This is a genomic window from Sphingobium sp. GW456-12-10-14-TSB1, assembly GCF_059424385.1.
The window spans coordinates 1975606-1990437 of sequence record NZ_JBWKZI010000001.1; the positions used below are offsets into that span (position 1 = coordinate 1975606).

Annotated in this window: 6 protein-coding genes and 1 tRNA gene; 3 read left to right on the top strand and 4 right to left on the bottom strand. The window is 63.3% G+C overall.

From position 1 onward, the window contains the following. Window positions 1-385: 385 nt before the first annotated feature. From rpoB to AC07X9_RS09635, 3 genes are all read left to right on the top strand, one after another. Entirely contained in the window at window positions 386-4549 is a 4164-nt protein-coding gene (gene rpoB, locus AC07X9_RS09625; RefSeq protein WP_017182610.1) for a DNA-directed RNA polymerase subunit beta, read from the top strand. 79 nt (window positions 4550-4628) lie between these two features. Further along, window positions 4629-8885, top strand: coding sequence for a DNA-directed RNA polymerase subunit beta' (gene rpoC / locus AC07X9_RS09630; protein ID WP_017182609.1), 4257 nt, complete (start codon window positions 4629-4631; stop codon window positions 8883-8885). Window positions 8886-9309: 424 nt separating this feature from the next. After that, window positions 9310-9383 (top strand) — tRNA-Gln (locus tag AC07X9_RS09635). A 47-nt stretch (window positions 9384-9430) separates the two neighbouring features. Here AC07X9_RS09635 and AC07X9_RS09640 read toward each other — a convergent pair. The 4 genes from AC07X9_RS09640 to AC07X9_RS09655 form a co-directional block, all read right to left on the bottom strand. Continuing rightward, window positions 9431-9616 (bottom strand): hypothetical protein, encoded by a 186-nt coding sequence (locus tag AC07X9_RS09640; RefSeq protein ID WP_017180882.1) that lies wholly within the window; start codon window positions 9614-9616, stop codon window positions 9431-9433. Window positions 9617-9678: 62 nt separating this feature from the next. Beyond that, window positions 9679-11298, bottom strand: coding sequence for an NAD(P)/FAD-dependent oxidoreductase (locus AC07X9_RS09645; RefSeq protein ID WP_017180883.1), 1620 nt, complete (start codon window positions 11296-11298; stop codon window positions 9679-9681). 157 nt (window positions 11299-11455) lie between these two features. After that, a complete protein-coding gene (locus tag AC07X9_RS09650) occupies window positions 11456-12724 on the bottom strand; it encodes a PepSY-associated TM helix domain-containing protein (protein ID WP_244917199.1) in 1269 nt (422 codons plus the stop codon). Window positions 12725-12741: 17 nt separating this feature from the next. Next, window positions 12742-14784, bottom strand: coding sequence for a TonB-dependent receptor family protein (locus tag AC07X9_RS09655; RefSeq protein WP_017180885.1), 2043 nt, complete (start codon window positions 14782-14784; stop codon window positions 12742-12744). Window positions 14785-14832: the final 48 nt, after the last annotated feature.

A 14832-nucleotide genomic window follows, 5' to 3' on the forward strand; every position in this document is an offset into this window, starting at 1 on the left:
GTTCCATATAGCAGCTGTTGCCGCAAAAGGGAAGGCGCAGGCGAAAATGGCGCCCTGGCGGCAAGGAAGCAGCGGTGCTTACCCCCTTCACAAAGGCGGAGGCCTGCCCTATATGCGACCTTCGAAATCCGGTTCAGGCAGCTTTACGGCACGGCAGGAACCGTCTCCCGAATCGTCCGGGGTACAGGGTCGCATTGCGCACGATCACTGGCAGTATGGGGCGAATTTGGCGGGTTACAAGACGCTGACAGTGCGGTTCGGACAGTCCCGACCCGCACTTTTTTGCGTGGATGCGGAAGGGCGAATCACCCCTTTTCATTCGCGTTCAGGCTGAATTTTCGCTGCGATGCGAAAAATACGCGACGAACGAAGGCAAGGACAACGCATGGCGACCAAGGCTCCCTCCATCAGCAACACCGGCGCGAAGAAGCGCATCAGAAAGGTGTTCGGCGACATCCACGAAGTGGTGCAGATGCCGAACCTGATTGAGGTTCAGCGCGAAAGCTATGAACAATTCCTGCGGTCGGACCCGTCGATCGGCTATGTGTCGGGGCTGGAAAAGACGCTGCGCAGCGTGTTCCCGATCCGCGATTTCGCCGGCACCGCCGAAATGGATTTCGTCCATTACGAGCTGGAAGACCCGAAATACGACACCGAGGAATGCCGTCAGCGCGGCATCACCTATGCAGCGCCGATGCGCGTTACCCTGCGCCTGATCGTGTTCGAAGTGGATCAGGACACCGAAACCCGTTCGGTGCTCGATATCAAGGAGCAGGACGTCTATATGGGCGACATGCCCCTGATGACGGGCAACGGCACCTTCATCGTCAACGGCACCGAGCGCGTCATCGTCAGCCAGATGCACCGGTCGCCGGGCGTGCTGTTCGATCATGACCGGGGCAAGACCCATTCGTCGGGCAAATATCTGTTCGCCGCGCGCGTCATCCCCTATCGCGGTTCGTGGCTGGACTTCGAGTTCGACGCCAAGGACATCGTCAACGTCCGCATCGACCGCAAGCGCAAGCTGCCGGTCACGGCGCTGCTCTATGCGCTGGGCCTGACCGCCGAGGAAATTCTGGGTCACTTCTACAACAAGGTGACCTTCGTGCGCAGCGAAGGCGGCTGGCAGATTCCCTATCTGGCCGAAGCCTGGCGCGGCCTGAAGCCGGCCTTTGACATTGTCGATGGCAATTCGGGCGAAGTCGTGTTCGCCGCCGGTCACAAGATCAGCCCCCGCGCCGCCAACAAGGCGGAAAAGGACGGCCTGACCACGCTGTTGATCCCGACCGAGGAAGTCTATGGCCGCTACAGCGCCTATGACCTGATCAACGAAAGCACCGGCGAAATCTACATCGAGGCCGGTGACGAAGTTACGCCCGAAAATCTGGAAAAGCTGGACAAGGCGGGCGTCGACCGCCTCGAACTGCTCGACATCGACCATGTCAGCACCGGCCCGTGGATCCGCAATACGCTCAAGGCCGACAAGGCCGAGGAACGCGATCAGGCGTTGAGCGACATTTATCGCGTCATGCGCCCCGGCGAGCCGCCGACGAAGGAAACGGCGGAATCGCTGTTCGCCGGCCTGTTCTTCGATCCTGAGCGCTACGACCTGTCGGCGGTCGGCCGCGTCAAGCTGAACATGCGTCTTGACCTGGACGCAGAGGACACCGTCACCACGCTGCGGACCGAGGACATTCTGGCCGTCGTCAAGGAACTGGTGAACCTGAAGGACGGCAAGGGCGAAATCGACGATATCGATAACCTGGGCAACCGTCGTGTCCGTTCGGTCGGCGAATTGCTGGAAAACCAGTATCGCGTCGGGCTGCTGCGCATGGAGCGCGCCGTCAAGGAGCGCATGTCGAGCGTCGACGTATCGACCGTGATGCCCAACGACCTGATCAACGCCAAGCCCGCCGTGGCCGCGGTGCGTGAATTCTTCGGCTCCAGCCAGCTGTCGCAGTTCATGGATCAGACCAATCCGCTGTCGGAAGTCACCCACAAGCGCCGCGTGTCGGCGCTTGGGCCGGGTGGTCTGACGCGCGAGCGTGCGGGCTTTGAAGTCCGCGACGTTCACCCGACCCATTATGGCCGTATCTGCCCGATCGAAACGCCCGAAGGCCCGAACATCGGCCTGATCAACTCGCTGGCGACTTTCAGCCGGGTGAACAAATATGGCTTCATCGAAACGCCTTATCGCAAGGTCATCGACCATAAGGTGACGGACGAGGTCGTGTACCTGTCCGCCATGGAAGAGGCCAAGCACACGATCGCGCAGGCCAACGCCGAAGTCGATGCCGACGGCCATTTCGTCGAGGATCTCATCTCCAGCCGCGAAGCTGGCGAGTTCCTGATGGCCCCACGCGACCATATCACCCTGATGGACGTCAGCCCCAAGCAGCTGGTGTCGGTCGCCGCATCGCTCATTCCGTTCCTGGAAAACGATGACGCCAACCGCGCGCTGATGGGATCGAACATGCAGCGTCAGGCCGTGCCGCTGGTACGGGCCGAAGCGCCGTTCGTAGGCACCGGCATGGAAGGCACGGTCGCCCGTGACTCCGGCGCGGCCGTCGCGTCCAAGCGGGCGGGCATCGTCGATCAGGTCGACGCGACCCGTATCGTCATCCGCGCAACCGGCGACATCGCGCCGGGCCAGTCGGGCGTCGACATCTACACGCTCCAGAAGTTCCAGCGTTCCAACCAGGACACCTGCATCAACCAGCGTCCGCTGGTGAAGGTCGGCGACCTGATCGAGGCTGGCGACGTCATCGCCGACGGTCCCTCGACCGAATTTGGCGAACTGGCGCTGGGCCGCAACACGCTCGTCGCGTTCATGCCCTGGAATGGCTACAACTATGAAGACTCCATCCTGATCTCCGAACGGATCGTGAAGGATGACGTCTTTACCTCGATCCATATCGAGGAGTTTGAGGTCATGGCCCGCGACACCAAGCTGGGGCCGGAAGACATCACCCGCGACATCCCCAATGTCGGCGAGGAAGCGCTGCGCAACCTCGACGAGGCGGGCATCGTCTATATCGGCGCCGAAGTGGAGCCGGGCGACATTCTGGTCGGCAAGATCACCCCCAAGGGTGAATCGCCGATGACCCCGGAAGAAAAGCTGCTCCGCGCGATCTTCGGTGAAAAGGCGTCCGACGTGCGCGACACCTCGCTGCGTCTGCCGCCGGGCGTTGCCGGGACGGTCGTTGAAGTGCGCGTGTTCAACCGCCACGGCATCGACAAGGACGAACGCGCCATGGCGATCGAGCGGGAGGAAATCGACCGCCTCGCCAAGGATCGCGAGGACGAACGGGCCATCCTCAACCGTGCGACCTTCAACCGGCTGCAGGAAATGCTGCTGGGCCAGACCGCCACGGCCGCGCCCAAGGGCGTACGCAAGGGCGTGGAGATCGACGAGGCTCTGCTGGGCGAAGTCGAGCGTCACGAATGGTGGAAGTTCGCGGTCGCGGACGATGTCCGTCAGGCCGGCATCGAAGCGGTCAAGGCGCAATATGACGAAGCAGTAAAGGTCATCGTCGACAAGTTCGAGGACCGGGTCGACAAGTTGCAGCGTGGCGACGAACTGCCGCCGGGCGTGCTGAAGATGGTCAAGGTGTTCGTCGCGGTGAAGCGCAAGCTGCAGCCGGGCGACAAGATGGCCGGCCGTCACGGGAACAAGGGTGTCATTTCGCGCATCCTGCCGATCGAGGACATGCCGTTCCTGGAGGATGGCACCCATGTTGACATCGTGCTCAATCCGTTGGGCGTGCCGTCACGCATGAATGTCGGGCAGATTTTCGAAACGCATCTGGGCTGGGCTGCCCGCGGCCTTGGCCAGCAGCTCAAGCATGCGCTGGAAGAATGGCGCGAGGCCAATCCCAACCCGTCGGCGGGCGAGATGCCCGACGCCGTCAAGGATCGGTTGCTGACCGCCTATGGCCCGCAATATGCCGCCGAGATCGAAGCGCGGACGCCCGAACAGATCGTCGATCTGGCCGAGCATCTGGAACGCGGCGTGCCGATGGCGACGCCGGTGTTCGACGGTGCGCGCGAAGCGGACGTGTCGACCATGCTGGAACTGGCGGGGCTGCATTCGTCGGGTCAGAGCGACCTGTTCGATGGCCGCACCGGCGACAAGTTCGACCGCAAGGTCACGGTCGGCATCATCTACATGCTCAAGCTGCATCACCTTGTCGACGACAAGATCCATGCCCGCTCGATCGGCCCCTACTCGCTCGTTACCCAGCAGCCGCTGGGTGGTAAGGCGCAGTTCGGTGGCCAGCGCTTCGGGGAAATGGAGGTCTGGGCGCTCCAGGCCTATGGCGCCGCCTATACGTTGCAGGAAATGCTGACGGTGAAGTCCGATGACGTGGTCGGCCGCACCAAGGTCTATGAAGCGATCGTCAAGGGCGACGATACGTTTGAAGCGGGCATCCCCGAAAGCTTCAACGTGCTCGTCAAGGAAATGCGCTCGCTGGGCCTCAACGTCGAACTCAATTCGCTGGATGAAATTCCAGAGGATGAAGGCGGCTTCGCGGCAGCGGCGGAATAAGGGATTTGCGGGCGTCGCTGCGATGCGGCGCCCCTGCCCCGTCCCGCACCAGAATTTTGCCCTCATGAGGGAATGAAAAATGAACGAACTGACCAACTTCGCCAACCCGGTCGCCAAGACCGAGACTTTCGACCAGATCCAGATCGGCCTTGCCTCGCCAGAGCGCATCCGCAGCTGGTCCTTCGGCGAGATCAAGAAGCCCGAAACCATCAACTATCGCACGTTCAAGCCCGAACGTGACGGCCTGTTCTGCGCGCGTATCTTTGGCCCGATCAAGGATTATGAATGCCTGTGCGGCAAGTATAAGCGCATGAAGTACAAGGGCATCGTCTGCGAGAAGTGCGGTGTCGAAGTCACGGTGAGCAAGGTGCGCCGCGAGCGCATGGGCCATATCGAACTGGCCGCTCCCGTTGCGCATATCTGGTTCCTGAAATCGCTGCCTTCGCGCATCGGCCTGCTGCTCGACATGCAGTTGAAGCAGCTGGAGCGCGTCCTCTATTTCGAAAGCTATATCGTCATCGAGCCGGGCCTGACCCCGCTGGAGAAATATCAGCTGCTCAATGAGGACGAACTGCTCGACGCGCAGGACGAATATGGCGAGGACGCCTTCTCCGCCGGGATCGGCGCCGAAGCGGTCAAGCAGATGCTGATGGACCTCGACCTGGAAGGCGAAAAGCAGGTTCTGCTGGAAGAGCTGGCGACGACCAAGTCGGAGCTGAAGCCCAAGAAGATCATCAAGCGTTTGAAGGTCGTCGAAAGCTTCATCGATTCGGGCAACCGCCCCGAATGGATGATCCTGGACGTCGTGCCCGTGATCCCGCCAGAACTGCGCCCGCTGGTGCCGCTGGACGGTGGCCGGTTCGCGACGTCGGACCTCAATGACCTGTATCGCCGCGTCATCAACCGCAACAACCGCTTGAAGCGGCTGATGGAACTGCGCGCGCCGGACATCATCGTCCGCAACGAAAAGCGCATGTTGCAGGAAGCGGTCGACGCCCTGTTCGACAATGGCCGTCGTGGCCGCGTCATCACCGGTGCGAACAAGCGTCCATTGAAGTCGCTGTCCGACATGCTCAAGGGCAAGCAGGGCCGCTTCCGCCAGAACCTGCTCGGCAAGCGCGTCGACTATTCGGGCCGTTCGGTCATCGTGACCGGGCCGGAACTCAAGCTGCACCAGTGCGGCCTGCCCAAGAAGATGGCGCTCGAACTGTTCAAGCCGTTCATCTACGCCCGCCTGGATGCCAAGGGTCTGTCCATGACCCTGAAGCAGGCCAAGAAGTGGGTCGAGAAGGAGCGCAAGGAAGTCTGGGACATTCTGGACGAGGTGATCCGCGAGCATCCGGTGATGCTGAACCGCGCACCGACGCTCCATCGCCTCGGCATCCAGGCGTTCGAACCCGTGCTGATCGAGGGCAAGGCGATCCAGCTTCACCCGCTGGTCTGCTCGGCCTTCAACGCCGACTTCGACGGTGACCAGATGGCCGTTCACGTTCCGCTGAGCCTGGAGGCCCAGCTGGAAGCGCGCGTGCTGATGATGTCGACCAACAACATCCTGTCGCCCGCCAACGGCAAGCCGATCATCGTGCCGTCGCAGGACATGGTGCTGGGCATCTATTATCTGTCGATGGAACGCGAAGGCGAGCCGGGCGAAGGCATGTTGCTGAGCGACATGCAGGAAGTGCATCAGGCGCTGTTCACCAAGTCGGTGACGCTGCACAGCAAGATCATCAGCCGCGTGCCGCAGACCGACGAGGCGGGCAACAGCTACCTCAAGCGTTATGAAACGACGCCGGGCCGCATGTTGCTGGGCGAATGCCTGCCCAAGAATCACAAGGTGCCCTTCGACGTCGTCAACCGCCTGCTGACCAAGAAGGACGTCGGCGACGTGATCGACGAGGTCTATCGTCACACCGGCCAGAAGGACACGGTGCTGTTCGCCGACGCCATCATGGCGCTGGGCTTCCGCCACGCGTTCCAGGCCGGCATTTCGTTCGGCAAGGACGACATGGTCATCCCCGACAGCAAGGTGACGTTGGTCGACGAGACCAAGGCGCTGGTTGCGGACTATGAGCAGCAATATCAGGACGGCCTGATCACCCAGCAGGAAAAATACAACAAGGTGATCGACGCCTGGTCGGGTTGCGGCGATCGCGTCGCGAACGCCATGATGGACGAAATCCGCGCCCAGCCCAAGGACCCGCAGACCGGTCGCCTGGCGCAGATCAACTCGATCTACATGATGGCGCATTCCGGTGCGCGTGGTAGCCAGGCGCAGATGAAGCAGCTCGCGGGGATGCGCGGCCTGATGGCCAAGCCTTCGGGCGAGATTATCGAAACGCCGATCATCTCCAACTTCAAGGAAGGCCTGACCGTCCTTGAATATTTCAACTCCACCCACGGCGCCCGCAAGGGTCTGGCCGACACCGCGCTCAAGACGGCGAATTCGGGTTACCTGACCCGCCGTCTGGTCGACGTTAGCCAGGACTGCACGATCGTCGAGGAAGATTGCGGCACCGACCGCGCGCTGGAGATGAAGGCGATCGTCCAGGGCGGTTCGACCATCGCGTCGCTTGGCGAACGTATCCTGGGCCGCACCACGGCGCAGGACATTATCGACAGCAAGGATGGCAGCATCGTCATCCCGATCGGCACGCTGCTGGACGAACCGATGATCGCCAAGATCGAAGCGATCGGCACGCAGTCGGTGAAGATCCGCAGCCCGCTGATCTGCGAAAGCAAGATGGGCGTTTGCGGCAAATGCTATGGTCGTGACCTTGCCCGCGGTACGCCGGTCAATATCGGTGAAGCGGTGGGCGTCATCGCGGCCCAGTCGATCGGTGAGCCTGGCACCCAGCTGACGATGCGGACCTTCCACATCGGCGGCGCGGCCCAGCTCAACGAAACGTCGAACCTGGAAGCGATTGCCGACGGGACGCTGGAACTGCGCGACATGCCGACGATCACGGACAGCCGTGGCCGCCGCCTGTCGCTCGCCCGCAACGGCGAACTGGCGATCATCGACAATGAAGGCCGCGAACGCGCCGTGCATCGCCTGCCTTATGGTGCGACCATCCTGTTCGAGAATAACGCACAGGTTAAGCAGGGCGACCGGATCGCCGAATGGGATCCGTTCACCATGCCGGTGATCACCGAGCGTCCGGGTATCGTCAAATATGTCGACCTGATCGACGGCAAGACGCTGACCGAACAGACCGACGAAGCGACCGGCATCGCCCAGCGCGTCGTCACCGAGCATCGCGGTTCGAGCCGTACCAAGGAGGATCTGCGTCCGCGCCTGACCCTGCTGGACGATGGTTCGGGCGAAGCGGCCCGCTACATGCTGGCCGTGGGTGCGACACTGTCGGTCGAGGATGGACAGACGGTTCAGGCCGGTGACGTGCTGGCGCGTGTCAGCCGCGAAGCCGCCAAGACCCGCGACATCACGGGCGGTCTGCCGCGCGTGGCCGAGCTGTTCGAAGCGCGCAAGCCCAAGGACAATGCCATCATCGCCAAGGTGTCGGGCCGCGTCCAGTTCCTCAAGGACTATAAGGCGAAGCGCAAGATCGCCATCAATCCTGAGGATGGCGGCGAGCCGGTCGAATATCTGATCCCCAAGAGCAAGGTGATCGACGTTCAGGAAGGCGACTATGTCAAGCGCGGCGACAATCTGATCGGCGGTTCGCCCGATCCGCATGACATTCTGGAAGTTCTGGGTATCGAGCCGCTGGCCGAATATCTGGTCGCGGAAATCCAGGAAGTCTATCGCTTGCAGGGCGTGAAGATCAACGACAAGCATATCGAAACGATCGTTCGTCAGATGTTGCAGAAGGTCGAGATCACCGAGTCCGGCGACACCACCTTGCTGGTGGGCGAGCAGGTCGATCGTGAGGAAATGGACGAAATCAACGCCAAGCTAGCGCCGGGCTTCCTGCCTGCTGCTGGCAAGCCGGTGTTGCTGGGCATCACCAAGGCCTCGCTCCAGACCCGCTCCTTCATCTCGGCAGCGTCCTTCCAGGAAACCACCCGCGTCCTCACGGAAGCGGCGGTTCAGGGCAAGAAGGACACGCTCGTCGGTCTGAAGGAAAATGTCATCGTCGGCCGCCTGATCCCGGCGGGTACCGGCGCGGGCATGAATCGTCTGCGCGTCGCCGCCTCCTCGCGGGATGCAGCCATGCGCGCCGCGCTGCGAGCGGCGAGCCAGGTCGACCTGATCGCACCAGCCAGCGCCGCGGCGGAACATGCCGCCGAGCTGCGCCAGGGGCCGGAAGCCGCGATCGGCAACGATCCGCTGGCGACCGTGCAGGGTGATGATTTCACCACGCAGGACATGGACTGACGCTTCGAGGGCGCGGGTGGCTGTTTCCTGTACGGGGAGCGGCCATCCCGCACCTTGCCTTTGACTGGCAACGCAAAAAGCCCGCCGGATGCGTGACGCGCACCGGCGGGCTTTTTTTTTCGCGCTCATATCGTTTTGCACATCCGATATTCGTGTGCGGGAAGAAACCATCCTCCCCTTGCAGGGGAGGTGGCTGGCCGGAGGCCAGACGGAAGGGTGTGGCGCTATCGATAGGGCGACACCCCTCCACCACCGCTACGCGGCGGTCCCCCTCCCCTTGCAGGGGAGGATTATTGCAGTGTTGGGTTTGCAAAGCGCATAGTCGCCTTCACGTTGCTATCCGCGTGAGGCCAAAAACCCTCTTGACCTGTCCCTGGCCGCCGCCTATCTGCGGCCTCCCAAGCGGGTCACGGCCCGCCCATGATGCCCGATCCTCTAATGGTAAGAGAGCGGACTCTGACTCCGTCAATCAAGGTTCGAATCCTTGTCGGGCATCCATTTCCAAAAAATCGCGATTTCCAAGGCTGTTGGCCTGGCCGTTGACGTCAGGTGTCGTCGTGCGGGTGATGCTGTTCCATGCGGCGATGAGCTTCGGCCAGTTCGATCTCGCCGATCAGCAGGGCTGCGTCGCCGGTCGTGAAGCCGGTGACGGGATCGATCATGCCGCTGTGGCTGAACCGGCTAATGAAATTCTGGAACCGTTCGAGGGCTATGCGGACGTCGCTGGTCATGACTGTCTCTCCCGATATGCGATTTCGGGTAGAGCATATCGGGTGCGCCGGATTTTGCCAGCCTATCGCATCATTCCCCGCGCAACCGCCTCCGCCACCTTGATGCCGTCGATCGCGGCGGAAAGGATGCCCCCGGCATAGCCTGCGCCCTCGCCAGCGGGGTATAGGCCAGCGACATTGAGGCTCTGGAAATCCTTGCCGCGGGTGATGCGGATGGGCGAGGATGTGCGTGTTTCCACGCCGGTCATGACCGCGTCAGGATGGTCGTAATGGCTGATCTGGCGGCCAAAGGCAGGCAGCGCCTCCCGAATGGCGTCGACCACATAGTCGGGCAGGCAGCGCGCCAGATCGGTGGGGGTAACGCCCGGCTTGTAGGAGGGGACGACCTCTCCCAAGGCGGTGGACGGGCGAGCGGCCATGAAGTCGCCCACGGTCTGACCGGGCGCAAAGTAGGAGGAGCCGCCAGCGACGAAGGCCGCCGATTCCCAGCGACGTTGCAACGCGATGCCCGCCAACGGGCCTTCGGGATAGTCGCGCGCGGGATCGATGCCGACCACCAGTCCTGAATTGGCGTTGAATTCGGCGCGGCTATACTGGCTCATGCCGTTGGTGACGACGCGCCCTTCCTCCGACGTCGCGGCGACGACCCGGCCGCCGGGGCACATGCAGAAACTGTAGACGGTGCGGCCATTGGCGCAGTGATGGGCCAGGCTATAGGAGGCCGCGCCCAGATCCGGGTGGCCCGCGCAATTGCCGTAGCGGGCGCGATCGACCCAGCTTTGCGGATGTTCGATCCGCACCCCGATGGAGAAGGGCTTGGCCTCTATATGGACGCCGCGGCTGTGCAGCATTTCGAAGGTCGGGCGGGCGCTGTGCCCGACTGCGAGGACGACATGGTCGGCTTCGAGGAAACTGCCATCCTGCATATGGAGGCCACGCAGCCTATGGGCGCCCTCGCCCGCTGGCTCCAGCGCGAGATCGTCCACGCGGGTCTGCCAGCGATATTCGCCGCCCAGCGCCTCGATCTGGCGGCGCATGGATTCGACCATGGTGACGAGGCGGAAGGTGCCGATATGGGGATGGGCTTCCCACAATATGTCGTCAGGGGCGCCCGCCGCGACGAACTCCTCCAGCACCTTGCGGCCGAGGAAGCGCGGGTCCTTGACGCGGCAATAGAGTTTGCCGTCGGAGAATGTGCCCGCCCCGCCCTCGCCGAACTGCACGTTGGAATCCGGGTTCAGTTCGGCGCGACGCCACAGGCCCCATGTATCCTTCGTCCGTTCGCGCACTGGCTTGCCGCGATCCAGGATGATCGGGCGGAACCCCATTTGCGCGAGGATCAGGCCAGCGAACAGGCCGCATGGTCCCGCGCCGATGACGACCGGGCGCTGCGCCAGACCGCCTTCGGGGGCGTGGGTCACGAATCTGTAGCGTGTGTCGGGCGCGGGGCGCACATCCTTGTCACCAGCGAAACGGGCGAGGATGGCGGCTTCGTCGCTGGCGGCGATGTCGAATGTATAGACAAGCTGGATCGCGCTGCGGCGGCGCGCGTCATTGCCGCGCCGCACCAGACTGTGGGACAGCAGGTCGGAGGCAGGGATGCCCAGACGGGCGCAGATGGCGGCAGGGATCGCTTCGGCAGGATGGTCGAGCGGGAGTTGGAGGCCGGAGAGACGGATCATGGACGGGCTGTAGATGATGTGGCTGGATAAGAAAACCGTCCGCCTTGGACGGAAGCCTGCCCCCTCATTTAATCCGTTCGCCCTGAGCTTGTCGAAGGGGAGTCCTTTTCTTTCGAGCAGAAGGACGGGGCTTCGACAAGCTCAGCCCGAACGGGATTTAGGCCGTCCGGCGCTGGCCCATGATCCATTCGCCCAGCAAGGCGACGAGCATGCTGAGGCCGGTCAACGGGAACAACAGGCCGATGAACAGCATCAACCCCGCCACCATGCGCCGGGCGGCGGGGGTGGCGGCGGGCGGTGCGCTGAGCCGCCCCTGTTGCCGCCGCTTCCACCACAGGACCGGCGCGGTCAGGCACAGGAGGAGGAGGCACAGGCAAGCCGCGAGCATCAGCAGCCGGTTGACCTCTCCATATTGCTGGCCCTGATGGGTGGCGATGCCCCATTCGACCGCCTTTGCGCCCGGACCGAACATGCGCCAGTCCATATCCTGCACCACCGCGCCCGATGCCGCGTCGATGGTGATGGCGCGCGCGTCCTGCGCCTGGGTGACGATGGAGGCGGCGAGATAGGGCGCGCCGGGACTGGCGGGCAGGATGAGCTGCACGCCGCCCATGCCATGCGCGGTGGCGATGCGCAGAGCCTGATCAACGCCGATGTCGCCTGCATCGCCCGCGATCGCGCCGCCTTCGCGCAGCGTCCATGGCAGCGCATCCCTGGCCGGCGCGCTCCATGGGATGACCGCCATTTTGGGCCGTCCCCAGTCGTTGGCGGCCACGACGGCGCGCAGCCCGCCGCCCCAGACTTCCGTCCATGGCATCCCCGTCACCGCAAGGAAGAGGATGACGCCAGCCGACAGGAAACCCAGCGTGCCGTGCAGGTCGCGCCAGAAGAGGCGACCCGATGTCCTGCCCCGGATCGCCAGCGCGGGCTGGCCGCGCCGGGGCCAGCGCAGATAGAGGCCGGTGATGCAGAGCAGGATCGCCCAGCCCGCGACGACCTCCACCAGCCGGTTGCCGACCGGGCCGGTGAGCGCAAGGCTGTGCAAATCCTTGATGACCTTCATGAAGCCGCCGCCGCGCATCTGACCGAGTATCCGGCCATCGCGCGGATCGACGAAATGGACCGTTGGCGGGCCGCCCTCCACCTTGGTCATCACCCGCCAGTTTTCCGACATGGTGGCGGGACGAACGATTTGCGTTACCTGCGCGCCTGTCGTCCGTTCCACCACAGCGGCCAGGCGCGATGGCGGAAGCAACGCACCGGACGGCGTCGTCGCCATATGGACGGGATAGAGCGTCGCCTCTATCTCCGGCTTGTAGAGATAGAGCGCGCCCGTCACCGCCATGAGTGCCAGCACGGGCAGGACGATCAGGCCGGCATAGAAATGCCAGCGCCACATCGCCCGGTAGAAGCCTGTGTCATCCATCGTCCTGCCCCCCCGGTTCAGAAACGCGCGCGCACGCCGCCATAGATGGCGCGGCGTTCGAGCGGGTAGAAGGCGACGCTGCCTTCGTCGATCGCGGGTGTTCCCGCGTTGTCGGGCGTGTAGCGAACGAGCGCGCTGATGTCGCCGACTGCGCGCTTCTGCGTCAGGTTGCGCGCATCGAGGAACAGGGTGACGCCTTCGCGCACTTGCGCCTGTGCGCCCAGATTGAGCAGGGCATAGTTGCCGACCCGCTTGCTGTTGACATAGTCGACCCACGCCCCCTGCGGCAGCCATTCGACCGAGGGCGAGATGCTGAGCCTGTCGGTCCCCAGTTTGAGTTCGGCGCGGTAGAAATGGCGCGGCACCACCGGCAGGCGATTGTCACCATAGATGGCGTCGTTGCGGAAGCGGAAATCGCTATATTGATAGACCTGGCGGAGCGATGCCCATGGAGTGAAAGCGAGGTCCAGACCGGCCTCGACGCCCTGATGCCGGGTCTTGTCCGCGTTGAAGGTGGCGGCGGGGATGACGCCGGGCACGACATTGAATTGCAGCATCTCACCCTTTATGTCGGCGCGATAGAGGCTGACGTCCCAGGATGCGATGCCGATGCGGCCACGGGTGCCGATTTCCGCGGTCCACGCCTTTTGCGTGCCGACGGGCGTGAAGCCGGGCGCGCCGCCTGCGGGCGTTTGGCTGAGTTCGCTATAGCCGGGCAGTTCGACCGAGCGGTTATAATTGGCGTAGAATTGCAAGGCTTCGTCGGGCTTGTAGAGCAGGCCGATCTTGGGCGAAAAAGCGTCGAAGCTGGCGTCGCCGCTGCGTTGCGGGGCAAAGCGGTTGTCGATCCGCCGTTCGCCATGGGTGTAGAGCCCGCCCGCGATCAGCCACAGGCCGGGCGTGGGGGCGACGCGGACTTCGCCATAGCTGTTGATCGTCTGGGCGCGCTGCTGGACATTGGCGGTGGGCGCGCCGCGCTTGCCCGACAGGTTGATAAACTGGCGCGCGGTAACCTTGCCGAAACGCGCCTGCGTACCAAGCGTCAGTTCGACCGGCAGTCCACCCAGATCGCCCGCCAGATCTAGGCTGGCGAAAGCGCCGCGATCTTCCGATTTCTGGTCGATCACCTGAAAGATGGGATGGTAGAGATCCTTGGCATTGAGGAACAGGCCGAAGGCCAGCTGGCCGCCACCAAGCTGGATGGTCGTGCGGTTTTGCAGGCGGATCGAATCAATGTCGCGCGCCTGATCGCCAACGAAATTGCCCTTGGTCGGGTTGGTCAGCACCGATTTTTCGCTGAGCGAGCCGGACAATTTCTGACGGATGGTCTGGGCGCTGGCGTAGAAGCGGGATTCGATTGTCTCGCTGATCTTCACGCCGACATTGCCGTTGAAGCGATAGGATTTCCGCTTGCCATGATCGCGGTCGCCATCCGACCGATCGCTGGTGATCGCGGCGAAGGCATCGCCCCGGTCATCGGCATAGCCATAGGCGGCCTTGGTGCGGATCGTGTCGAAGCTGCCGCCATCGACGCGCAGTTCAACGCCCGGCGCGCTGCGTCCGGTCGGGGTGACGGCATTGATCGCGCCGCCCAGCGTCGATCCGCCCAGCCGCAGCGCATTGCCGCCACGATAGACCTCCAGATGCTGGAAAACCTGCGGGTCGAATTCCTGAAAGTCGCCATTATCGTCGGCCAGGTTGATCGGAATGCCATCCTGCAACAGGGTCAGGCCGCGCATGTGGAAGCCGCGCGACAGGCCCGAACCACGGATAGAGATGCGAACCTCCTGCCCGAAGCGCGGCTGGGTATAGACGCCGGGCGAGAAGGTGAGCGCGTCGCGCAGGGAGACGGCCAGCTTATTCTCAAAATCGTCGGCGGCCACGACATCGACGCCGCCCGGTGTGCGCTCGACGCGGGCGGCGGCTTCCTGGGCAAGCGCGCTGGCGGTGACGATGATGCGGCTCTGGTCGGGGGCTTCGTCGGCGAAGGCAGTGGTAGTCGACAGGGCAAAGGCGATGGCGCACAGCGAAACGCTGCGCGTGGCGTGGGTGATACGCATGAATTTTAACCTATTGATATAGTGTGGTTTCCTGACTTTCTTGTCAGG

Coding starts and splice junctions, on each gene's coding strand:
- rpoB (WP_017182610.1), top strand. CDS start 386: ATGGCGACCAAGGCTCCCTCCATCAGCAACACCGGCGCGAAGAAGCGC.
- rpoC (WP_017182609.1), top strand. CDS start 4,629: ATGAACGAACTGACCAACTTCGCCAACCCGGTCGCCAAGACCGAGACT.
- AC07X9_RS09640 (WP_017180882.1), bottom strand. CDS start 9,616: ATGACCAGCGACGTCCGCATAGCCCTCGAACGGTTCCAGAATTTCATT.
- AC07X9_RS09645 (WP_017180883.1), bottom strand. CDS start 11,298: ATGATCCGTCTCTCCGGCCTCCAACTCCCGCTCGACCATCCTGCCGAA.
- AC07X9_RS09650 (WP_244917199.1), bottom strand. CDS start 12,724: ATGGATGACACAGGCTTCTACCGGGCGATGTGGCGCTGGCATTTCTAT.
- AC07X9_RS09655 (WP_017180885.1), bottom strand. CDS start 14,784: ATGCGTATCACCCACGCCACGCGCAGCGTTTCGCTGTGCGCCATCGCC.